This is a genomic window from Pseudomonas algeriensis, assembly GCF_048847255.1.
Taxonomy (GTDB): Bacteria; Pseudomonadota; Gammaproteobacteria; order Pseudomonadales; family Pseudomonadaceae; genus Aquipseudomonas.
The window spans coordinates 15584-35406 of the sequence record NZ_JBKKRK010000014.1 but is presented as its reverse complement, the minus strand read 5'-3'; the positions used below and the strand labels follow the sequence as shown (position 1 = coordinate 35406).

Here is a 19823-nt window from a genome sequence, read left to right as displayed (position 1 = left end):
GTGGTCAGCTTCCTACAGCGATGGGTAATTGCGGACGGGGCTGGTCGCGCTCTGGCTGCTCCGTATAATGCCCGGCATTGCCACTTGGTATGGAAGAGCGGATTGCATATGACTGAACAGCGCCCGATTGCGGTCCTGGGAGGCGGGAGTTTCGGCACCGCCGTGGCTAACCTGCTGGCGGAGAATGGCCACGCGGTGCGCCAGTGGATGCGTGACCCGGAGCAGGCCGAGGCCATCCGGGTCAACCGGGAAAATCCGCGTTATCTCAAAGGCATCAAGGTCCGCCCTGAAGTCGAGCCGGTGACCGATTTGCAGGCCACGCTCCAAAATAGCGATCTGTTTTTTGTCGCCTTGCCCTCTAGCGCCCTGCGTTCGGTGCTGGCACCTCACGCCGAGCGCTTGAGCGGCAAATTGCTGGTGAGCCTGACCAAAGGCATCGAGGCGCAAACGTTCAAGCTGATGAGCGAGATTCTTGAGGACATCGCCCCCAAGGCGCGAATCGGCGTGATATCCGGGCCTAACCTGGCGCGGGAGATTGCCGAACACGCCCTGACCGCCACCGTCGTCGCCAGCGAAGATGAAGAGCTGTGCCAGCAGGTCCAGGCCGCGCTGCATGGCCGCACCTTCCGGGTCTATGCCAGCGCGGATCGTTTCGGCGTGGAGCTGGGCGGTGCGCTGAAGAACGTTTATGCGATCATCGCCGGCATGGCGGTCGCCCTGGGCATGGGCGAGAACACCAAGAGCATGCTGATCACTCGGGCGCTGGCGGAAATGACCCGTTTCGCCGTGAGCCAGGGCGCCAACCCGATGACCTTCCTCGGCCTGGCCGGCGTGGGCGATCTGATCGTCACCTGTTCCTCGCCCAAGAGCCGCAACTATCAGGTCGGTTTCGCACTCGGCCAAGGCCTGAGCCTGGACGAGGCCGTCTCGCGCCTGGGCGAAGTGGCCGAAGGGGTCAACACCCTCAAGGTGCTCAAGGCCAAGTCCCAGGAAGCCGGCGTGTACATGCCGCTGGTCGCCGGTCTGCATGCGATCCTGTTCGAAGGGCGCACGCTGGAGCAGGTGATCGAACTGTTGATGCGTGGCGAACCCAAGACCGACGTCGATTTTATTTCCACCAGCGGTTTCAACTGATTCCGTTGACCGCAAGCAGGAGCGAACCATGAACGATCCGAAAGGGCAGCCGCAATACGAATCCATCCTGCTGCGAGTGCTGTGGATGGTGATTTACCTGCTGGTCTGGCAGGTGGCGCAATTGATCCTCGGCGCCGTGGTGCTGGTGCAATTGATCTACCGGCTGATCTACGGCGCACCGAGTGCCAGCCTGATGAATTTTGGCGACAGCCTGAGCCAGTTCCTGGCGCAGATCGGTCGCTTCGGCACTTTCCATAGCGACCAGAAGCCTTGGCCATTCGCCGACTGGCCAACCCCACGCACACCGGAAGGTGAAACGCCCCACACCGTTGCACCGGCACCGCATCCCGCCCGGGACGAGGAGCCGAAGCTATGAAATTGTGGGTGTTGCGTCACGGCGAGGCCGAGCCCCACGGTGTTCGTCCCGACCCTGAACGGGTGCTGACCATTCATGGCCGCGAGGAAGTCTTGCTCAGCGCCGGTCGGTTGATGGGCGAGCCCTTGCGGGCCATTTTTGCCAGCCCCTATGTACGTGCCCAACAGACCGCGCAATTGGTTCGCGAGGCGCTGGGGTTCGAGCCGGAGTTGGTCACGGTTGATTGGCTCACGCCGGAAACCCGTCCGGCCGAGGTATTGAAACACCTGGATGATCAAGACAACGTGCTGCTGGTCAGCCATAACCCACTGGTGGGCAGCTTGCTGGGGCTTTTGCAGCACGGTCATCTGCAGCAACCGGAACAAGTATCGACGGCAGGCCTGGCCGAGCTGGAGGGCGACCTGCCGCTGGCCGGTTCGATGAAACTCAAGAGCCTCAGGCACCCCTGAGAACAACCGTCCCAAGACAAAACAAAAACACAAAGGAAGGGCAGCGATGAGTCTGTGGCGCACCACCCCCAACATTGAACAACTGAACGCGGCCGGTAAGAACACCATCAGCGAAGTGCTGGACATCCGTTTCGAATCTTTCGACGACGAATCCCTGACCGCGAGCATGGTGGTCGATCATCGCACCCATCAACCGTTCGGCCTGTTGCACGGCGGCGCGTCCGTGGTGCTGGCTGAGACAGTCGGCTCCATGGCGGCCTATCTGTGCGTCGACACGAGCAAGTTCTACTGCGTCGGCCTGGAAATCAACGCCAACCACTTGCGTGGCGTGCGCAGCGGGCGAGTAACCGCGACGGCCCGGATGGTTCACCTGGGCCGCACCACCCAGGTCTGGGACATCCGCCTGGTCAATGATGACGGCAAGGTCAACTGCGTATCGCGCCTGACCATGGCGGTGGTTCCATTGGGTGAGCAGCCGCCGGCGCGCTAAGAGACGTTACAAGCTAAGCAGTCCCGCTTTTACTTGTAGCTTGCAGCTCGAGGCTCAATGTTGCTGTCATCATTCCTGTCAGTTCCGGTCATTGCCGCACCATCAGGTTCTGCGCAAAATCGGTCGCAGTTCTCGCAATGGATCGGCCAATATGTCGCAACAGGTGTTTTTCGCCCACGCCAATGGTTTCCCCTCCGCCACCTACGGTAAGTTGTTTGCCGCGCTGGCGCCGCAGTACGAGGTTTCCCACCTCGAACTGCACGGCCATGACCCGCGATTCCCAGTCGACGACAATTGGAACAATCTGGTGGACGAACTGATTCACCACCTTGAGCGGCAATCGCAGCCGGTGTGGGGCGTCGGGCATTCTCTGGGCGGCGTACTGCATTTGCATGCGGCGTTGCGCTGCCCGCAGTTGTATCGTGGTGTGGTCATGCTCGATTCCCCGGTCCTGACCCGCGCCGACCGCTGGCTGATTCTTGCCGCCAAGCGCCTGGGCTTCATCGATCGCTTGACGCCGGCCGGGCGAACCCTGGGGCGGCGGGAAGAATTCAACGACCTGGCGTCGGCGCGGGAATATTTTGCCGGCAAGACGTTGTTTCGCTGTTTCGACCCGGAGTGCTTCGAAGCGTACCTGCAACATGGCTTGCAGCCGGTTGGTGATCGGTTGCGGCTGCGCTTCGACCCGGCCACGGAAATCAGCATCTACCGAGGCGTGCCGCACACCAGCCCCGGGAGGGCTCGAAAGCTCGACATCCCGTTGGCGGTAGTGCGGGGCCGACAGAGTCGGGTGGTGATGCGCCATCACGCCCGATCCGTGAGCCGCATGCCCTTGGGCGAATCCTTGACCATGCCGGGTGGTCACATGTTTCCACTCGAATATCCCCAGGACACGGCCAACTTGCTCAAGGGCCTGCTGCAGCGCTGGCAGGGTCGTAGCCCATGAGCGTCGTCGAAGAAATTCGCCTGAGCCTGCCCCACATCGAGTTGGCGGCCCATTTGTTCGGGCCGGAAGATGGCCGGCCGGTGATTGCCCTGCATGGCTGGCTGGACAACGCCAACAGCTTCGCCCGGCTGGCGCCTATGCTCCAGGGCGTACGGGTGATTGCCTTGGACATGGCCGGTCACGGACATTCCGGGCACCGTCCGCCCGGCGCCGGCTATGCCCTGTGGGATTATGCCCACGATGTGCTGCAAGTAGCCGAGCAACTGGGCTTGAAGCAATTCGGGCTGCTGGGGCATTCCATGGGGGCCATTGTCTCGCTGGTCCTGACCGGTGCCTTGCCGGAGCGGATCAGTCACTTGGCATTGATCGATGGGGTGATTCCTCCTACAGCGAAAGGCGACAATGCGGCCGAGCGCATGGGCATGGCCCTGCAAGCGCAACTGGATTTGCAGCAAAAACGCAAACCCGTCTACAAAACCCTCGACCGGGCCATCGAAGCGCGTATGAAGGGACTGGTGGCAGTCAGTCGCGAAGCCGCCGAGCTACTGGCCCAGCGCGGCTTGATGCCGGTGCCGGGAGGGTTCACCTGGCGCACCGACAATCGCCTGACCTTGCCCTCGCCGCTGCGCCTGACCGACGAACAGGCCATGGCCTTCGTCGCGCGGGTCGCTTGCCCCGCGCACTTGGTAGTCGCGGCCGACGGCATGCTTGCCCAGCACCCCGAATTGCTGGAGCGTCTACCCTTCAGTCATGAACAGTTACCTGGCGGCCATCATCTGCACCTGAACGACGAGGTCGGTGCCGCTCTTGTAGCAGACTGTTTCAATCGGTTCTTCAGCGTTTCTTGACTTGCGCCGGGCAAGTGTCGAGGCTGGGCGGGTTGAAAGGGAGCCAACCATGACAGATATCCATTCACTTGCCTTGTTGTGCATTGATGAACGCCTTTGCGTCGCGCGGACCCAGGCCAAGCCGATCCAATGAAACTATCCATTCGTTCATTCGTCCTGCTGGCACTGGCCGGTTTCAGCCCGCTATCCCTGGCTGCCGATGTACCCGGCAGCCGGGATCTGGAACGCGTGCCGCGCATGCCCGACGCGCAAATCGTCGATTATCGGCAAACCAGCGACCTTGAGCGTATCTACCCCATGGGGTCGATTCGCAAGATCAGCGGCCAACTGCGTTTCGACGGGCAGGTCGATGCCCGTGGCAACGCCACCTCGGTGACCTACGAACTGCCGCCGGAACATACCGCCACACAAGCGTTCACCGCCGCCCGCGAAGCCTTGCAGAAACAGGGCGCGGAGCTGCTGTTCTGGTGCCAGGCCCGCGATTGTGGCGAAAGCAGCCTGTGGGCCAACGAAGTGTTCGGCAATGCCAAGCTCTATGGCGCCGACAATGGCCAGGCCTACCTGTTGCTGCGCCTGGCGCCGCCGGCGGACAACACGCTGATCGCGCTGTATGCCATCACCCGTGGCAACCGCAAGGCCTACCTGCATGTCGAGCAGTTCGAAGCGAGCACGCCCCTGGGGGATGTGCTGCCGACTTCTGCCACGTTGTTGCGCCAGCTCAAGGACACCGGCGTGCTGGACTTGCCGCGTCTTGCCGGCGAACCGGAGGAAGCCTGGCTACGCCTGTTGTCTCGGGCCTTGAACCTGGACACCGGCCTTCGGGTCAGCGTCGCCGGCCCACACGCCGAGGCGTGGCGCCAGGCGCTGGTCGAGCAGGGCGTCCGGGCGGCAAGAATGGAAGCGGCCGGCGGTAACACGGCGGGCTTGCACCTGGAGCTGTTGCGATAAGCTGACGTGGCAAACGCGCGTGTCGTCCTAGCCCGGCCTTGTTCATTTCTCGAGACCTTACATGCTCAATAACGATCGGCTGTTGGTGCAAATACTGCTCCTGGTGTTGTTCGGGGCCAGCCTCTGGGTGATGGCTCCGTTCTGGTCGGCGCTGTTCTGGGGGGCTGTGCTCGCTTTTGCCAGTTGGCCACTGATGCGCCTGCTGACCCGTTGGGTCAACGGTCGCGAATCCTTGGCGGCGGCCTTGCTGACGGTCGGCTGGATGTTGCTGGTGGCGGTGCCGCTGGTGTGGCTGGGCTTCAATCTCGCCGATCATGTGCGCGATGCCACGGCCTTTGTCAGGGATGTGCAGGTCGATGGCCTGCCCGAAGCCCCCGACTGGCTCGCCGGCGTACCGCTGGTGGGCGGGCGCCTGGTAACGCTCTGGAACAGCATCGACCAGCAGGGCGCGGCGATGATGGTGTCCATCAAGCCCTACCTGGGACGTGTCGGCAACTGGTTGCTGGCCCGTAGCGCGCAGATCGGCGGCGGAATCCTCGAACTGACCCTGAGCATCGTGTTCGTGTTCTTTTTCTACCGGGACGGCCCGCGATTGGCGGCGTTTGTCCAGGGGCTGCTGGAGCGGCTGATCGGTGATCGTGCCGGGTACTATGTCGAATTGGTGGCCGGCACGGTGCAGCGAGTGGTCAACGGGGTGATCGGTACCGCCGCGGCTCAGGCGGTACTGGCGCTGATCGGCTTTTTGATCGCCGGGGTGCCGGGTGCGCTGGTACTGGGTATCGTCACCTTCCTGCTCAGCCTGATTCCCATGGGGCCGCCGCTGGTCTGGATACCCGCCACGGCCTGGCTGGCGTGGAAGGGCGAGTATGGGATGGCGGTGTTCCTGGGTATCTGGGGCACGTTCATCATCAGTGGCGTGGACAACGTGCTCAAGCCCTACCTGATCAGTCGTGGTGGAAACCTGCCGCTGGTGATCGTGTTGCTCGGGGTGTTCGGTGGCTTGATCGCGTTCGGTTTCATCGGGTTGTTCATCGGTCCGACCCTGCTGGCGGTGGCGTACAGCTTGCTGACGGATTGGAGCAAAAGCCAGGCGCGGTAACGCAGCGGTTCAGGCCACACGGGGCACGCGAATCACCGCCGTCAACCCGCCGCCGGGTGTTTCTTCCAGGCTCAAGTGCCCGCCCAGGCGTTCGGCGGCCTCCCGGGCGATGGTCATGCCCAGGCCGACGCCTCCCGAGTTGCGGTTGCGCGAACCCTCCAGGCGAAAGAATGGCTCGAATACCGCTTCGCGCTTGTCCGCCGCGATGCCAGGGCCGTGGTCAATCACCCGGATCAGCAACTGGTGCTGCTGATCGTCCAGCACGATCGATGCGTCGCCCGCGTAACGCACGGCATTGTCGATGAGGTTGTTGATGCATGAACGCAGTGCCATCGGTTGCACCCGCAAGGGCGCGCAGGTACCGCTGGCATGCACATTGGCGCCGTGGTCCTGGGCGTTTTCGCTTAATGATTCAACCAGCGCCTGCACGTCCATCCATTGCAACGCTTCGCTGGTGCGTTGTTCGTGGAGATAGGTCAGGGTCGCGTCGAGCATGCCGATCATATCGTCCAGGTCTTGACGCATCTGATCCTGCAACCGGGGGTCGTTGATCTGCTCCAGGCGCAGTTTGAGTCGCGCAAGTGGGGTGCGCAGATCATGGGATACCGCGCCAAGCATGCGCGAGCGTTGCTGCACCTGCTCGCGGATCCGTTGTTGCATCAGGTTGAACGTATGGGCGGCTTGGCGGGCCTCCCGTGGACCGTTCTCCTCCAATGGCGGGCTATGGAGATCCTCGCTCAGCCGTTGGGCGGCGTCGCTCAGTCGCTGGATGGGCCGAGTCAACAGCTTGGCGCCGTACCAGGCCGCAACGATCAGGAACACAAATTGAAACGTCAGGGGCACCACAGGCCCGCCAAACCGGGGGCGTGGGTCGGGTGGCGGGCCGGAGTGCGAGGGACCTGCGGTTTGATGGGAAAATTCCGGGGGCGGCCCGGGAGGTGGCTTGTCGTAATGAAAAAACCAGGCGAAGGCCAGCAGGTGCGCCAGCACGATCGCCACCAGCAGCACGCCGAACAGGCGGCCAAACAGGGAATCGAAGCGCAGGCGCATCAACCGATTTCCCGCGCATCGAACAGGTAGCCTTCACCGCGCACGGTCTTGATCAACTGCGGAGCCTTCGGATCGTCCCCCAGTTTCTGGCGCAAGCGCGAGACCAGCAGATCGATACTGCGGTCGAAGGCCTCGATCGAGCGACCGCGCGCGGCGTCCAGCAATTGTTCACGGCTGAGCACTCGGCGTGGTCGCTCGATGAACACCCACAACAGGCGGAATTCTGCGTTGGAGAGGGGCACTACCAGCCCGTTGGCGGAAACCAGTTGGCGCAGCACGCTGTTGAGCCGCCAGCTATCGAAGCGAATGTTGGCGCGCTGCTCGCTGCGATCGTCGCGCACCCGGCGCAGGATGGTCTGGATTCGCGCCACCAGCTCCCGGGGTTCAAAAGGTTTGGCCATGTAATCATCCGCGCCCAACTCCAGGCCGATGATGCGGTCGGTGGGTTCGCAGCGGGCCGTCAGCATCAGGATTGGAATATTCGACTCGGCGCGCAGCCAGCGGCACAGTTGCAAGCCGTCTTCGCCCGGCAGCATCAGGTCCAGCACGATCACGTCGAAGTGTTCGGCCTGCATCGCCTGGCGCATGGCCGCGCCATCGGTTACGCCACTGGCGCGAATGCCGAAGCGGCCCAGGTAGTCGATCAGCAGCTCGCGGATCGGTACGTCGTCATCGACGATCAGCGCGCGGGTGCTCCAGCGCCTGTCGTCGTCGGACACTTTCTGATCGCCAGAATTTGCTACAGGGGTGTACTGCATGAGATGCATCATCTGCCATTGGGGCTGCCAACCGAAAGAAGGCGGCGGGGGTGTGGGGTGAGCATAAGCTTCGCGGCGGTGGGCCGTGAAGCGTTGAAAGAGCGGCGTTCGGCGGCTGAGGGTAGCGTCCCGTCGTGTTATGCGCATGTCATGAATGTATCGGCGTTGACACACATGACGGTAGGGCCGATCAATGATTTGCCGATCATCGGGTCCCGCTAGGGCGCTGGTTCCGCTACAATGCGCGCCGATTTCGACTTGCCTGAGAGCTCATCCATGTCCGCCTGCCAGACGCCTATCATCGTCGCCCTGGATTTTCCTACCCGTGACGCCGCCCTGAAGCTGGCCGACCAGTTGGACCCCAAGCTCTGCCGGGTCAAGGTCGGCAAGGAGCTGTTCACCAGCTGCGCGTCGGAAATCGTCGGAACCTTGCGGGACAAGGGTTTCGAAGTGTTCCTGGACCTCAAGTTCCACGATATCCCCAATACCACCGCCATGGCCGTCAAGGCCGCTGCGGAAATGGGCGTGTGGATGGTCAATGTGCATTGCTCCGGTGGCCTGCGCATGATGGCTGCCTGTCGTGAAGTGCTGGACCAGCGCAACGGCCCCAAGCCGTTGCTGATCGGCGTGACCGTGCTGACCAGCATGGAGCGTGAAGACCTGGCGGGCATCGGCCTGGACATCGAGCCGCAGGAGCAAGTGCTGCGCCTGGCGGCGCTGGCGCAAAAGGCGGGAATGGACGGCCTGGTTTGCTCGGCCCTGGAGGCCAACGCCCTGAAAACGGCCCACCCCTCGTTGCAACTGGTGACCCCGGGCATTCGCCCGGCGGGCAGTGCCCAGGACGACCAGCGCCGCATCCTGACCCCGCGCCAGGCTCTGGACGCTGGCTCCGACTACCTGGTGATCGGCCGGCCGATCAGCCAGGCAGCCGATCCGGCCAAGGCGCTGGCGGCGGTAGTGGCGGAGCTGGCCTGACCCAACTACGCGGGCCCCTGTGGGAGCGAGCTTGCTCCCACAGTTGTTTTGCGTCGGCCACTCACAGTGATGTGCCTCAGACCTTCAACACCAACTTCCCAAAATTCTCACCACTGAACAATTTGGTCAGCGTCTCGGGGAATGTCTCCAGCCCTTCGACGATGTCTTCCTTGCTCTTGAGCTGCCCCTTGGCCATCCAGCCGGCCATTTCCTGCCCGGCGGCGGCGAACTGCGAGGCATAGTCCATGACCACGAACCCTTCCATCCGCGCGCGGTTGACCAACAGCGACAGGTAGTTGGCCGGGCCCTTGACCGCTTCTTTGTTGTTGTATTGGCTGATGGCGCCGCAGATCACCACGCGGGCCTTGAGGTTCAAACGGCTGAGCACCGCATCGAGAATGTCGCCGCCAACGTTATCGAAGTACACATCCACGCCTTTGGGGCATTCGCGCTTCAGGCCGGCGTGAACGTCTTCACTCTTGTAATCGATGGCACCGTCGAAGCCCAGCTCATCGATCAGGAATTTGCATTTGTCGGCGCCGCCAGCGATGCCGACCACGCGACAGCCTTTGATCTTGGCAATTTGCCCGGCAATGCTGCCTACCGCCCCGGCGGCACCGGACAGGACTACGGTTTCGCCGGCCTTCGGTGCGCCGACATCCAACAGGGCGAAATAGGCGGTCATGCCCGTCATCCCCAGCGCTGACAGATAACGTGGCAGCGGCGCCAGTTTCGGATCGACTTTGTAGAAGCCTCGCGGCTCGCCGAGGAAATAATCCTGCACACCCAAGGCACCGTTCACGTAGTCGCCTACCGCGTATCCGGGGTTATTCGAGGCGACGACCTGGCCTACGCCCAAGGCGCGCATGACCTCACCAATGCCGACCGGCGGGATGTACGATTTTCCCTCATTCATCCAGCCACGCATGGCCGGGTCCAGGGACAGGTACTCGTTCTTGACCAGGATCTGGCCGGGTGCCGGCTCGCCGACCGGGACTTGTTGATAAGTGAACGTCTCACGGGTAGCGGCGCCCACCGGGCGTTTGGCGAGCAGGAACTGGCGGTTGGTCAGGGCGGTCATGACAGGCACTCAAGATGAATGAAGCCTTGTTGATAGACGCTTGGAGCCTTCGCTGCAAGGTTTGCCGATACAGCGAATGCACATCGATCCAACCCAGTGATAATCCGCCGGGTATCGTTATCACTGGCGTTCATGCGACGCCAACCGGCGGTTGGATAGTGCTGCCGCACCGAAGCGATGGATGGCTATATTGCAGCGACAACGGTAATTCTTCGAGGCATTGACGATGAGCATGACGTTTTCCGGACAGGTTGCCGTGGTGACGGGCGGCGCGGCGGGCATTGGTCGCGCCACGGCCCAGGCGTTCGCAGCACAGCACCTGAAGGTAGTCGTCGCCGACCTGGACGTCGCGGGTGGCGAAGGCACGGTGCAGTTGATTCGCGATGCGGGTGGCGAGGCTGTGTTCGTGCGCTGCGACGTGACACTGGACAGCGACGTGCAAAATCTCATGAATGAAGTCATCGGCGCCTACGGTCGCCTCGATTACGCATTCAATAACGCGGGCATCGAAATCGAGAAGGGCAAACTGGCTGACGGGACGCTGGATGAGTTCGACGCGATCATGGGCGTCAACGTTAAAGGCGTCTGGTTATGCATGAAATACCAACTGCCCTTGCTGCTTGCCCAGGGCGGCGGCGCGATCGTCAATACGGCCTCGGTGGCAGGGCTTGGGGCGGCGCCAAAGATGAGCATCTACGCGGCGTCCAAGCATGCGGTGATCGGCTTGACCAAGTCTGCGGCGATTGAATATGCCAAGAAGAAAATCCGCGTTAATGCGGTGTGCCCGGCGGTGATCGATACAGACATGTTTCGTCGGGCCTATGAGGCGGACCCGAGAAAAGGCGAATACGCCAACTCGATGCATCCGGTGGGCAGAATCGGCAAGGTCGAGGAAATCGCCAGCGCCGTGTTGTATTTATGCTGCGACGGCGCGGCATTCACCACGGGCCAGGCGTTGGCGGTGGATGGGGGGGCTACGGCAATCTGATACCGACAAGCGCTTTTCTCGCTGCAGGACAAAGCCCGCACTGGTTGCGGGTTTTTCTTTGGAGGGCAAAGGTTCCCCTGATGGGTTTGCCATTGTATTTCAAGAAATGAGAATCAGCCGTTTTTGCGTGTTCTCTTACATCGTCCAGCATCGCCCTGTGCTTAACTGTTTGTGGAAATAAAACAAACGCTTAGGAGCTTGGTTACTCATGGAGTTGAGAATCGACCGGCAGGCCCTGGTGCCCGTCGTGCAGCAAATTGTCGATGCGTTGGCCTGCTGGATTCGACAGGGCGCGGTGGAGCCGGGGACTCGCCTGCCATCGATCCGCCAGCTGGCACGGGAGAACCTGCTGAGTCAGGCGAGCGTCCATGAAGCCTGCCAGCGTTTGGTCGCCCAGGGCTTGCTGGCGTCGCGCCACGGTTCGAGTTTTGTCGTGGCTCCGGCCGCTTGCGCAACGGAAGAAGCCTTGGCCCATGGCTGGCTGCAAGGTGTATTGGCCGATCATGACGCCCCGGCAGGCGTTATGTATCAAGCGCTGAAGCTGGGCGGCGGCGGGCTGCCTGAAAGCTGGCGCGAAAGTGATGACCTGGGGTATGCGATACGTCAGGTGACTCGCACCGACATGGCGGGGTTGTTCAACTACAGCACGCCACTGGGACTGCCAGCCCTGCGTGAGCAGCTGTCCAGGCGATTGAAACAGTTCGATATCGATGCCGATGAAAAACGCATCCTGACCACCCTGGGCGCTACTCACGGGCTCGACCTGATCGTGCGCACGCTTCTGCGACCGGGCTGCTGCGTGGTGGTGGAGAGCCCCGGTTACTCGAAGCTGTTCGACCTGCTCAGGCTGCACAAGATAGACATGATCGAGCTGCCCAGGACACCGCGTGGTCCGGACGTCGACGCCCTTCAACGCCTGCTGGCGATTCATCGACCCAGCGCTATTTTCGTCAACAGCGCCTGCCACAACCCAACCGGCAGCAGCCTGGCGCCGGCGGTGGCCCAGCGTCTGCTGCAACTGGCGCAAGAGCACGCGATGCTGGTCATCGAAGATGATGTCTACGCCGATTTCCAGGGGCCAACGCGGGCCCGATTGGCGGCGCTGGATACCGACGTGGTCTACCTGGGCAGCTTCTCCAAGACCTTGAGCAGCTCTTTACGCGTTGGGTTCATGGTGGCGGCGCCCTCCGTCATCGCGCGTCTGGGCGAGATCAAGGAGATCACTTGCCGGGGCGGTTCCCGATTCGCCGAGTCCGTGCTGGCCAGCCTCCTGGCCAATGGCGCCTATCGCAAGCTGGTCCAGCGCCAGCGCCAGCGCCTCAATGCCGATATGGCGGTGGCGTTGCAGCTTTTGGAGGATGCCGACTGGAAAGTATTCGGCAGACCGGCGGGAGGCCTGTTCATCTGGGCACGTCCGCCGCTGTGTGACCATGCTGAGGTACAGCGTCTGGCCAGGCGGTGCGGCATTCAGTTGTCATCCCGCACGGCGTTCAGCCCATCGGGTGCCGAGACGGATTGGCTGCGGGTCAACGTCGCCTATGCCCGGGATCCCAGGGCCTTGGCTTTCTTCCGGGCCACGGCTCTGGATCGACCTCAAATGTCCTGAAAACGACGCGGCTGTAGCTTTTTGCCATTATTCCGACGCCAGCATCTTGTGTTGCGGGGCGTCTCGTTGCGAATCTGCAATCAACACACACCGGCAGAGGACTGGGCGCAATGATTTCGGCCGTGCAAGGACGTTTTGCCAACCTGGGTATGGCAAAGAAATTGGGTATCGGCTTTGTCCTGGTGCTGCTGCTTACCGCAGTAGTGGCGGCCATTGGCGTCTGGTCCCTGCAAACCATCAGCCATCGCTTCGACGGCTTGAAGCAGATGTCATCCCTCAACAGCCGGTTGCTCAAGGTCCGGCTGCTGGAGCAGGAATTTGCCTTGCGTTCAGACCCCAAGTCCGCCGATGCCCTGCGACAGGGGGTCGATGGCTTGCTGGCCCTGGCGAACGACCTCAGGGCACGGTCAGACGGCAATGCGGCGGTGATGAATGAGGTGGAGCAGGCGCTGACGGCGTATCGCAAGGCCTTCGATGAGTTCGTCGGGCTGAGCCAGAGCAAGGACCTGGCGCTGGAAATGGCCAGCTGGTCGGTGTCCAGTGTCGCCAACAACCTGGATGTATTGCAGGCCGGACTCGCCGATGACGGCGCCTATACCTTGAAGGATTCCGAGGGCAAGGAGGGTGCAGAGTTCATCGAGCAGGCCAACCAGGTCAGCGAAGTATCGCGACTTATGCTGCAGTCGATGAACGAAGCGCGCGTTCGGTTGGACCAAAGCCGTAAAGGCAGTGATGAGGCTGCCGGGCAGGGCAATATCGAACAGGCCGAACAGGCCATGAAGTTGGCGGAAGCGCTCAAGGGCGCGGTCAAGGATCCGGGTTACCAGACCGTACTCAACGAGGTCGCCGGGCACATCGGCGGGTTCAATCAGCAACTGGCGGAATACACCGCGCTGCTGGCCAAGGAAAAAATCGTCTACCAGCAATTGCATGAGCGCGCCGATCAGGTGATGGCGCGGGTCGACCAGGCCTACAGCGCCGAAGACAGTGCCATGCAGGCGGAACTTAAGAAAAATTCGTTGATGATCATCGGCTCGTCGGCTTTGGCGCTGCTGGTTGGATTGATCGCGGCCTGGGTGATTACCCGGTTGATCGTCGCCCCGCTGCGCAGTGTGATCCGTGTCGCCCAGCGGATCGCCGCCGGGGACCTGAGCGCCAAGGTCGAAGTGATGCGCCGGGATGAGATTGGCCAGCTGATGTTGGCGATGCAACAGATGGGTGCCGGCTTGAGCAGTATCGTCAGCGGTTTGCAGGCTGGCATCGACCAACTGGCCAGCTCCGCCCAGTCGCTGTCGTCCGTCACTGAGCAGACCAACCTGGAAGTCAGCAGCCAGAAGGAAGAAACCGAGCAAGTGGCCACGGCGATGAACCAGATGACTGCCACGGTTCACGATGTAGCCCGCAATGCGGAGGAGGCGGCGCAAGCGGCCCAAACGGCTGATGATAAAGTCGAAAGCGGCCAGCAGGTCGTGCGCCAGAGCATGGTCCGTATCGAGCAACTGGCTGACTCGGCGACCATGGCGAGCACCAGCATCGAAAGCCTGAGCGCCGAGATACAAAACATCGGCACCGTGCTGAGCGTGATCAAGAGTGTCGCCGAGCAAACCAATCTGTTGGCGCTCAACGCAGCTATCGAGGCGGCGCGGGCTGGCGAACAGGGCAGGGGGTTCGCGGTGGTGGCCGATGAAGTGCGGGCCCTGGCCAGGCGCACGCAACAGTCCACCGAGGAAATCGAGCGCCTGGTCAGCGCGCTACGCTCTGCCGCTCAAGCGTCCGTACAGCAAATCCAGAGCAGTGGCGAGCTGGTAAAAATGGCGGTCAGCGATGCATTGCAGACCGAAAGCGCGCTAGGCAGCATCGCGGCGGCGGTGTCGTTGATCCAGCAAATGAACCAGCAGATCGCAGCGGCCGCCGAACAACAAAGCTCCGTGGCCGAAGAAATCAACCGCAGCGTCACCAGCATCCGCGCCAGCGCCGATCAATCATCCGTGGCCATGCAGGGTAATGCTGCCTCCAGCGTTGAACTGGCGCAGTTGGGCGTTGAGTTGAAAGCAATGGTGGGGCATTTCAAATTGTGAGTTGGGGAGCTGTTGCTGCCACTATCGCCAGCAAGCTGGCCCCCACGTGGGATGTCCGGTGAACACAAGGTTCATGTCGCCGCAAATCCTGTAGGAGCGGGCTTGTCCGCGAAGAGGCCAGCACGTTCCAACCTTCTCACCCCATCCCGCTCCGCATCCCAGCCTCAGTCGTAGACCTTCTTTTTCTTCCACTCGTCGTTCGCTTCGTCTTCCTTCAACCCCTCGGTCAACTGGTTCACCTCACCCTCCACAGGCTGAGTGCTCGCCAGGACCTGGGCATTGGCCCGAGCCAGAAGCTTTTCCAGATAAGCCAGCTGTTCAGCATAGACCTGCGGTTCCTGCTGCTTGCGCAAATACTGGACACCACGCTCGAACGCCAGGCGAGCCTGCCCGGGCTGTTCCTGCTGCAGCGCCTGCTGGCCGAGGTTGTTGAAGAATTCGATGTGCAGCAGCACCAGAATGTGCCGGACCTCGCGAACCCAGCGCTTGGCCTCGTTGGGCGGCAGGAAACCGTCCTGGGCCGCGCGGGTGATCTGGCCGTGCAAGGCCTCGAGCAGGAACCGAACGTCCTTGGCCTTCGCTTCGGTCTGGATCGGCGCCGGCGGGTTGTTGACCGGAATCGATTCACCCTGGGCGGCCAGTGCAGTCAGTTCGTCCAGGCGTGCCTTGACCTGAGCGTTGGACTTGTCGAGATTCAGCAGGCGCTGGCAGACGTTCAGCTCAAGACGCGTGATCAACAGCTTCAGGGCAGGGCTCATCAACTGGCCGGGGAAGGTTTCGGTGAGCTCGCCACAACGACGCAGGCGGTCGTTGAGCTCGACCTTGGTGCGGGCCTTTTCCAGCTTGTTGTTTTCCACCACATGGTTCATGTAGCCAATGGCGATCAACAGTGCGATCCCGGCTACGACGAGCAGGGTGATCATGAGTGGTGTCACCGGTAAGACCTCTTTAATGGGGAACGCATGTCATGAGTGTAGTGGCTTGGCTTTTAAGCGCATAGGCCCGAGCGACGCGATTAGACGGGCGTCGTGCTGTTTATAGGGCCTACAGCGGAGTAGATGCACATTGCCACTATTTTGCCTGGTGCGACTATAGCGCCTTGGCGGGTGACAGAATATAGGCGTCAGAGACCGGGCGGACAAAATTCGCGAAGCCGCTTCAAAGCGGGGGAAGTCATTGATTTAAATAAATTTATATCTGGGGGTTGACGACCCTCCAATCCATCCATAGAATGCGCGCCACTTACAGCGTAAAGCACCTAGCCAAACGCGATAAGCAGTGAATGTTGTACGTGTGTCCCCTTCGTCTAGTGGCCTAGGACACCGCCCTTTCACGGCGGTAACAGGGGTTCGAGTCCCCTAGGGGACGCCAATGCGGGAATAGCTCAGTTGGTAGAGCACGACCTTGCCAAGGTCGGGGTCGCGAGTTCGAGTCTCGTTTCCCGCTCCAATTTTAAACAGCGTTGCTTTCGGGCAGGGCTGAGTGAAGCCAGAGCCGACATCTTCGGATGCGGATTTGGGCACTGGAATACACACCATGTGTTCCAGTTAGTGTGTCCCCTTCGTCTAGTGGCCTAGGACACCGCCCTTTCACGGCGGTAACAGGGGTTCGAGTCCCCTAGGGGACGCCATTTGCGGGAATAGCTCAGTTGGTAGAGCACGACCTTGCCAAGGTCGGGGTCGCGAGTTCGAGTCTCGTTTCCCGCTCCAAATTCAAGAAAACGCCGCTCATTCGAGCGGCGTTTTTTTATGCGCCTATAAAAAGTCTCCTAGCCCTCCAGGCGGTCGCGAGCCGCGATGACTCAGCGATCGGGCTGGGTTGCGCTGCTCCACAGCAAAGAAAAAGCCCGCAAGGTGTAAGCCGTGCGGGCCTTTTTTTTACTGGCTGCGATCAGTGTTTGCTGTCCTGGTCCGACATCGCCAGCAATTGCTTTTCCTGGTTCCAATCGAAGGGCTCGTCGTTCTGCTCAGCTTCGAACCGACGTTCCTCCAAGGCCTGGTACAGGTTGATTTCTTCGTCGGGCATGTAGTGAAGGCAATCGCCGCCGAAGTACCACAGCAGGTCGCGAGGCACCAAGTGGGCAATCTGTGGATATCGGACGATCACTTGGCACAAGAGGTCCTGGCCCAGGTATTGGCTTTCGATCGGATCGACCGGCAACTGCGCGCGCAAATCATCAAAGCGTTCCAGAAACAGCGCATGGCTTTCTTCGGGCACCTGTTCGGCCTCACCCACGGCGACCAGGATGCTGCGCAAGTGGTCAAGCAAGACGAGGTGATCGGCAACGACGTTGGACACGAGATAAGTCCTCAAGAGCAAAACGGGCGCAGGAGTATAAAGCGCCTGCGCCCGCTTTTACATGCTGGTCGTCCGGATCAACGGACTTTGTCCTCAGTGAGCGTCAGCGCTTGCGGGTCGAAGTCGTCCACGTCGATGACCTTGCGGCGTGCCGTTTCAGCGGCTCGCAGGGTCTGCGCTTCAGTTGCATTCAGCACGCCCGCTTCGAGCGCTGCATCGAGAAGGGGCTCTCCAGGTGCCGGGTCGAGCTGACCCTGCTTCAATGCAACGTGCAATTTCTTGTGCAGCGGATGGGCGGTGGCCAGCAGGTCGGCGGCGTATTGCAGCGCACCGACAGGATCATCCTGTGACTGTGGGCGATAGCAGCCTTGAAGCAACTCCTCCAAAGTCGGATCGCCCTTGGCGCGACCGATAACCGCTGCCACCTCGGCATCGAGCCGGTCGCTCGGACCTTTATGACGCCGGCCGAAAGGAAACACCACCACACGCAACAGGCAGCCCAGCAGCCGGCTTGGGAAGTTGGCCAGCAGCTCGTCCAACGCCCGCTCCGACTGACCCAGGCTTTCTTCCATGGCCCACTGGAACAGTGGCGCCATATGGTCCGGCGAATCGAGATCGTGGTAGCGCTTGAGTGCAGCCGAGGCCAGGTAAAGGTTGCTCAACACATCACCCAATCGGGCAGACAAGCGCTCGCGGCGTTTGAGCTCACCACCCAGCAACATCATGCTCAGGTCCGCCAGCAAGGCAAATGCCGCCGCTTGCCGGTTGAGGGCGCGGAAATAGCCTTGGCTCAAGGCGTTGCCTGGCACGTTATCGAAATGCCCCAGGCCGAGATTCAGCACCCAGGTGCTGGCGGCATTGCTGACCGCGAAACCGATGTGCTTGAGCAGCAGTGCGTCGAATTCGAGCAATGCCTGGTCTTTGTCCTCGCGGGTGGCCAGGGCCATTTCCTTGAGCACGAACGGATGGCAGCGGATGGCACCCTGGCCGAAGATCATCAGATTGCGCGACAGGATATTCGCGCCTTCGACCGTGATGAAAATCGGCGCGCCTTGCCAACTGCGTCCCAGGTAGTTGTTAGGACCCATGATGATGCCTTTGCCGCCGTGAACGTCCATGGCGTGGCTGATGCATTCGCGGCCACGTTCGGTCAGGTGGTACTTGAGGATCGCCGACAGCACCGAAGGTTTTTCGCCGAGGTCCACCGCGTTGGCCGTCAGCATGCGCGCGGCGTCCATCAGCCAGGCGTTGCCACCGATGCGCGCCATGGCTTCCTGGATGCCTTCGAAGGCCGACAACGGCACGTTGAATTGTTCACGCACCTGGGTGTACTGGCCGGTGACCAGGCTGGTGAACTTCGCCGCGCCGGTACCGACCGCGGGCAATGAAATCGAGCGCCCGACCGACAGGCAGTTCATCAGCATCATCCAGCCCTTGCCGAGCATGGCCTGGCCACCGATCAGAAAGTGCAGCGGGATGAAGACATCCTTGCCCCAGTTCGGCCCGTTCATGAAGGCGGCGCCGAGGGGCAGATGGCGACGGCCGATCTGAACGCCGGGCGTGTCGGTGGGGATCAGCGCCAGGCTGATTCCCAGGTCTTCTTCGTCGCCCAGCAAGTGGTCCGGGTCATAGGCCTTGAAGGCCAGGCCGAGGAGGGTGGCGACCGGGCCTAGGGTGATGTAGCGCTTTTCCCAGTTCAGGCGCAGGCCAAGGGTTTCCTCGCCTTGCCACTCGCCTTTGCAGATGATCCCGGTGTCGGGCATCGCCCCGGCGTCGGACCCGGCCAGTGGGCCGGTCAGCGCGAAGCAGGGGATGTCGTCGCCACGGGCCAGTCGCGGCAGGTAATGGTTGCGTTGTTCGTCGGTGCCGTAATGCAGCAACAGTTCCGCGGGGCCGAGGGAATTGGGGACCATGACGGTGGAAGCCAGGTCGCCGCTGCGGGTGGCGAGCTTCATTGCCACCTGGGAGTGGGCATAGGCGGAGAACCCCTTGCCACCGTATTCCTTGGGAATGATCAGGGCGAAAAAACCATGCTCCTTGATGTGTGCCCACGCTTCGGGCGGCAGGTCCATCGCCTGGCCGATCTGCCAGTCGCTGACCATCGCACAAAGCGCTTCGGTAGGGCCGTCGAGGAACGCCTGCTCCTCGTCGGTCAGACGAACCTTGGGGTAAGCCAGCAGCGTGTCCCAGTCTGGCCGTCCACTGAAAAGCTCGCCATCCCACCATACCGTGCCAGCGTCGATGGCGTCGCGCTCGGTCTGGGACATGGGCGGCAGGGTTTTCTGGAACCAGTCGAACATCGGCGCGCTGAAGTATTTGCGGCGCAGGTCCGGTAGCAGCAGCGGTGCCGCGATGGCGGCGAGCACCAGCCAGAGAACGAGCATCAGCCAGCCGGGTGCATGGCTGGCGGTGCCCATCACCAGCAGGTAGACGGCGACGATGCCCAGCGCCGGTAGCGGGGCGGTGCGACGATGCGCCAGCCAGGCTACCCCGACGACCAGAACCAGTATCCACAACAACAGCATAAGTGATCCTCCGTGAACCAAGGCAAAACCGACCTTCAGAGCTTAGACGGCCCCTGCAAAACCGGCAGTCGGCGCGATGTGATTGATTTCGTGGGAAACCCTCGACGTATCGCGCCAGTCTGGTTGGCAACAACCGTGGGAAATCGTTCGTTGCCAGCGTGAGAAAACGCCATT

Annotated in this window: 18 protein-coding genes, 4 tRNA genes and 1 pseudogene; 17 read left to right on the top strand and 6 right to left on the bottom strand. The window is 61.6% G+C overall.

What is annotated here, in order from left to right:
• The first annotated feature begins 108 nt into the window (after positions 1-108).
• From ACLK1G_RS19520 to ACLK1G_RS19485, 8 genes are all read left to right on the top strand, one after another.
• On the top strand, positions 109-1134 hold the full coding sequence (locus ACLK1G_RS19520) for an NAD(P)H-dependent glycerol-3-phosphate dehydrogenase (RefSeq protein ID WP_420766917.1): 1026 nt from the start codon (positions 109-111) through the stop codon (positions 1132-1134).
• Positions 1135-1162: 28 nt separating this feature from the next.
• The gene (locus ACLK1G_RS19515) at positions 1163-1510 is read left to right on the top strand and encodes a DUF4389 domain-containing protein (protein WP_420766916.1); all 348 of its coding nucleotides are present in this window, start codon (positions 1163-1165) and stop codon (positions 1508-1510) included.
• Positions 1507-1959: a phosphohistidine phosphatase SixA gene (sixA, locus tag ACLK1G_RS19510; protein WP_420766915.1), complete on the top strand. Its 453-nt coding sequence runs from the start codon at positions 1507-1509 to the stop codon at positions 1957-1959. The genes ACLK1G_RS19515 and sixA overlap by 4 nt, the downstream gene beginning before the upstream one ends.
• Before the next feature lie 46 nt (positions 1960-2005).
• The gene (locus ACLK1G_RS19505) at positions 2006-2449 is read left to right on the top strand and encodes a hotdog fold thioesterase (RefSeq protein WP_420766914.1); all 444 of its coding nucleotides are present in this window, start codon (positions 2006-2008) and stop codon (positions 2447-2449) included.
• Between the two features lie 151 nt (positions 2450-2600).
• Positions 2601-3395 (top strand): alpha/beta fold hydrolase, encoded by a 795-nt coding sequence (locus ACLK1G_RS19500; RefSeq protein WP_420766913.1) that lies wholly within the window; start codon positions 2601-2603, stop codon positions 3393-3395.
• Positions 3392-4243 carry an alpha/beta hydrolase gene (locus ACLK1G_RS19495; RefSeq protein WP_420766912.1) on the top strand — a complete coding sequence of 284 codons (852 nt, stop codon included), beginning with the start codon at positions 3392-3394 and terminating at the stop codon, positions 4241-4243. The genes ACLK1G_RS19500 and ACLK1G_RS19495 overlap by 4 nt, the downstream gene beginning before the upstream one ends.
• Before the next feature lie 129 nt (positions 4244-4372).
• Positions 4373-5191, top strand: coding sequence for a DUF4892 domain-containing protein (locus ACLK1G_RS19490; protein WP_420766911.1), 819 nt, complete (start codon positions 4373-4375; stop codon positions 5189-5191).
• A 61-nt stretch (positions 5192-5252) separates the two neighbouring features.
• On the top strand, positions 5253-6290 hold the full coding sequence (locus ACLK1G_RS19485) for an AI-2E family transporter (RefSeq protein WP_420766910.1): 1038 nt from the start codon (positions 5253-5255) through the stop codon (positions 6288-6290).
• A 9-nt stretch (positions 6291-6299) separates the two neighbouring features.
• Here ACLK1G_RS19485 and ACLK1G_RS19480 read toward each other — a convergent pair whose 3' ends face one another.
• Both ACLK1G_RS19480 and ACLK1G_RS19475 read right to left on the bottom strand, forming a co-directional pair.
• Positions 6300-7340 (bottom strand): sensor histidine kinase, encoded by a 1041-nt coding sequence (locus ACLK1G_RS19480; protein ID WP_420766909.1) that lies wholly within the window; start codon positions 7338-7340, stop codon positions 6300-6302.
• Positions 7340-8098: a response regulator gene (locus tag ACLK1G_RS19475; protein ID WP_420766908.1), complete on the bottom strand. Its 759-nt coding sequence runs from the start codon at positions 8096-8098 to the stop codon at positions 7340-7342. The genes ACLK1G_RS19480 and ACLK1G_RS19475 overlap by 1 nt, the downstream gene beginning before the upstream one ends.
• 276 nt (positions 8099-8374) lie before the next feature.
• Here ACLK1G_RS19475 and pyrF point away from each other — a divergent pair, with 276 nt between their 5' ends.
• Positions 8375-9073 carry an orotidine-5'-phosphate decarboxylase gene (pyrF, locus tag ACLK1G_RS19470; RefSeq protein WP_420766907.1) on the top strand — a complete coding sequence of 233 codons (699 nt, stop codon included), beginning with the start codon at positions 8375-8377 and terminating at the stop codon, positions 9071-9073.
• Between the two features lie 76 nt (positions 9074-9149).
• On the opposite strand, the gene ACLK1G_RS19465 is transcribed toward pyrF, so the two are convergent.
• The gene (locus ACLK1G_RS19465) at positions 9150-10154 is read right to left on the bottom strand and encodes an NADP-dependent oxidoreductase (RefSeq protein WP_420766906.1); all 1005 of its coding nucleotides are present in this window, start codon (positions 10152-10154) and stop codon (positions 9150-9152) included.
• 226 nt (positions 10155-10380) lie between these two features.
• On the opposite strand from ACLK1G_RS19465, the gene ACLK1G_RS19460 reads away from it, so the two are divergent.
• The 4 genes and pseudogenes from ACLK1G_RS19460 (at position 10381) to ACLK1G_RS19445 (ending at position 14826) form a co-directional block, all read left to right on the top strand.
• Positions 10381-11142: an SDR family oxidoreductase gene (locus ACLK1G_RS19460; protein WP_420766905.1), complete on the top strand. Its 762-nt coding sequence runs from the start codon at positions 10381-10383 to the stop codon at positions 11140-11142.
• Positions 11143-11350: 208 nt separating this feature from the next.
• Positions 11351-12748: an aminotransferase-like domain-containing protein gene (locus ACLK1G_RS19455; protein WP_420766904.1), complete on the top strand. Its 1398-nt coding sequence runs from the start codon at positions 11351-11353 to the stop codon at positions 12746-12748.
• A 110-nt stretch (positions 12749-12858) separates the two neighbouring features.
• Positions 12859-13965: pseudogene (locus ACLK1G_RS19450) on the top strand (HAMP domain-containing protein); the annotation flags it as partial.
• Positions 13945-14826, top strand: a complete 882-nt coding sequence (locus ACLK1G_RS19445; RefSeq protein ID WP_420766997.1) for a methyl-accepting chemotaxis protein — start codon at positions 13945-13947, stop codon at positions 14824-14826. The pseudogene ACLK1G_RS19450 and the gene ACLK1G_RS19445, both read left to right, overlap by 21 nt.
• A 164-nt stretch (positions 14827-14990) precedes the next feature.
• On the opposite strand, the gene ACLK1G_RS19440 is transcribed toward ACLK1G_RS19445, so the two are convergent.
• Entirely contained in the window at positions 14991-15749 is a 759-nt protein-coding gene (locus tag ACLK1G_RS19440) for a VHS/ENTH/ANTH domain-containing protein (RefSeq protein WP_420766903.1), read from the bottom strand.
• 372 nt (positions 15750-16121) lie between these two features.
• Between ACLK1G_RS19440 and ACLK1G_RS19435 the strand changes: the two genes are divergently transcribed.
• From ACLK1G_RS19435 to ACLK1G_RS19420, 4 genes are all read left to right on the top strand, one after another.
• Positions 16122-16197, top strand: a tRNA-Glu gene (locus ACLK1G_RS19435).
• Between the two features lie 2 nt (positions 16198-16199).
• Positions 16200-16275: transfer RNA gene (locus ACLK1G_RS19430), tRNA-Gly, on the top strand.
• Between the two features lie 105 nt (positions 16276-16380).
• A tRNA-Glu gene (locus ACLK1G_RS19425) sits at positions 16381-16456 on the top strand.
• Between the two features lie 3 nt (positions 16457-16459).
• Positions 16460-16535, top strand: a tRNA-Gly gene (locus ACLK1G_RS19420).
• A gap of 181 nt (positions 16536-16716) precedes the next feature.
• On the opposite strand, the gene ACLK1G_RS19415 is transcribed toward ACLK1G_RS19420, so the two are convergent.
• Both ACLK1G_RS19415 and ACLK1G_RS19410 read right to left on the bottom strand, forming a co-directional pair.
• Positions 16717-17124 carry a PA2817 family protein gene (locus ACLK1G_RS19415; protein WP_420766902.1) on the bottom strand — a complete coding sequence of 136 codons (408 nt, stop codon included), beginning with the start codon at positions 17122-17124 and terminating at the stop codon, positions 16717-16719.
• Positions 17125-17201: 77 nt separating this feature from the next.
• Positions 17202-19649, bottom strand: coding sequence for an acyl-CoA dehydrogenase (locus ACLK1G_RS19410; protein ID WP_420766901.1), 2448 nt, complete (start codon positions 19647-19649; stop codon positions 17202-17204).
• Between the last annotated feature and the right edge of the window lie 174 nt (positions 19650-19823).

Bases quoted from the DNA above. Each gene is read 5' to 3' on its own strand.
- ACLK1G_RS19500 (WP_420766913.1), top strand. From the start codon at position 2,601: ATGTCGCAACAGGTGTTTTTCGCCCACGCCAATGGTTTCCCCTCCGCC.
- ACLK1G_RS19445 (WP_420766997.1), top strand. From the start codon at position 13,945: ATGTTGGCGATGCAACAGATGGGTGCCGGCTTGAGCAGTATCGTCAGC.
- ACLK1G_RS19490 (WP_420766911.1), top strand. From the start codon at position 4,373: ATGAAACTATCCATTCGTTCATTCGTCCTGCTGGCACTGGCCGGTTTC.
- ACLK1G_RS19410 (WP_420766901.1), bottom strand. From the start codon at position 19,649: ATGCTGTTGTTGTGGATACTGGTTCTGGTCGTCGGGGTAGCCTGGCTG.
- sixA (WP_420766915.1), top strand. From the start codon at position 1,507: ATGAAATTGTGGGTGTTGCGTCACGGCGAGGCCGAGCCCCACGGTGTT.
- ACLK1G_RS19520 (WP_420766917.1), top strand. From the start codon at position 109: ATGACTGAACAGCGCCCGATTGCGGTCCTGGGAGGCGGGAGTTTCGGC.
- ACLK1G_RS19485 (WP_420766910.1), top strand. From the start codon at position 5,253: ATGCTCAATAACGATCGGCTGTTGGTGCAAATACTGCTCCTGGTGTTG.
- ACLK1G_RS19465 (WP_420766906.1), bottom strand. From the start codon at position 10,154: ATGACCGCCCTGACCAACCGCCAGTTCCTGCTCGCCAAACGCCCGGTG.
- ACLK1G_RS19505 (WP_420766914.1), top strand. From the start codon at position 2,006: ATGAGTCTGTGGCGCACCACCCCCAACATTGAACAACTGAACGCGGCC.
- ACLK1G_RS19480 (WP_420766909.1), bottom strand. From the start codon at position 7,340: ATGCGCCTGCGCTTCGATTCCCTGTTTGGCCGCCTGTTCGGCGTGCTG.
- ACLK1G_RS19440 (WP_420766903.1), bottom strand. From the start codon at position 15,749: ATGATCACCCTGCTCGTCGTAGCCGGGATCGCACTGTTGATCGCCATT.
- ACLK1G_RS19460 (WP_420766905.1), top strand. From the start codon at position 10,381: ATGAGCATGACGTTTTCCGGACAGGTTGCCGTGGTGACGGGCGGCGCG.
- ACLK1G_RS19455 (WP_420766904.1), top strand. From the start codon at position 11,351: ATGGAGTTGAGAATCGACCGGCAGGCCCTGGTGCCCGTCGTGCAGCAA.
- ACLK1G_RS19495 (WP_420766912.1), top strand. From the start codon at position 3,392: ATGAGCGTCGTCGAAGAAATTCGCCTGAGCCTGCCCCACATCGAGTTG.
- ACLK1G_RS19475 (WP_420766908.1), bottom strand. From the start codon at position 8,098: ATGCAGTACACCCCTGTAGCAAATTCTGGCGATCAGAAAGTGTCCGAC.
- ACLK1G_RS19515 (WP_420766916.1), top strand. From the start codon at position 1,163: ATGAACGATCCGAAAGGGCAGCCGCAATACGAATCCATCCTGCTGCGA.
- pyrF (WP_420766907.1), top strand. From the start codon at position 8,375: ATGTCCGCCTGCCAGACGCCTATCATCGTCGCCCTGGATTTTCCTACC.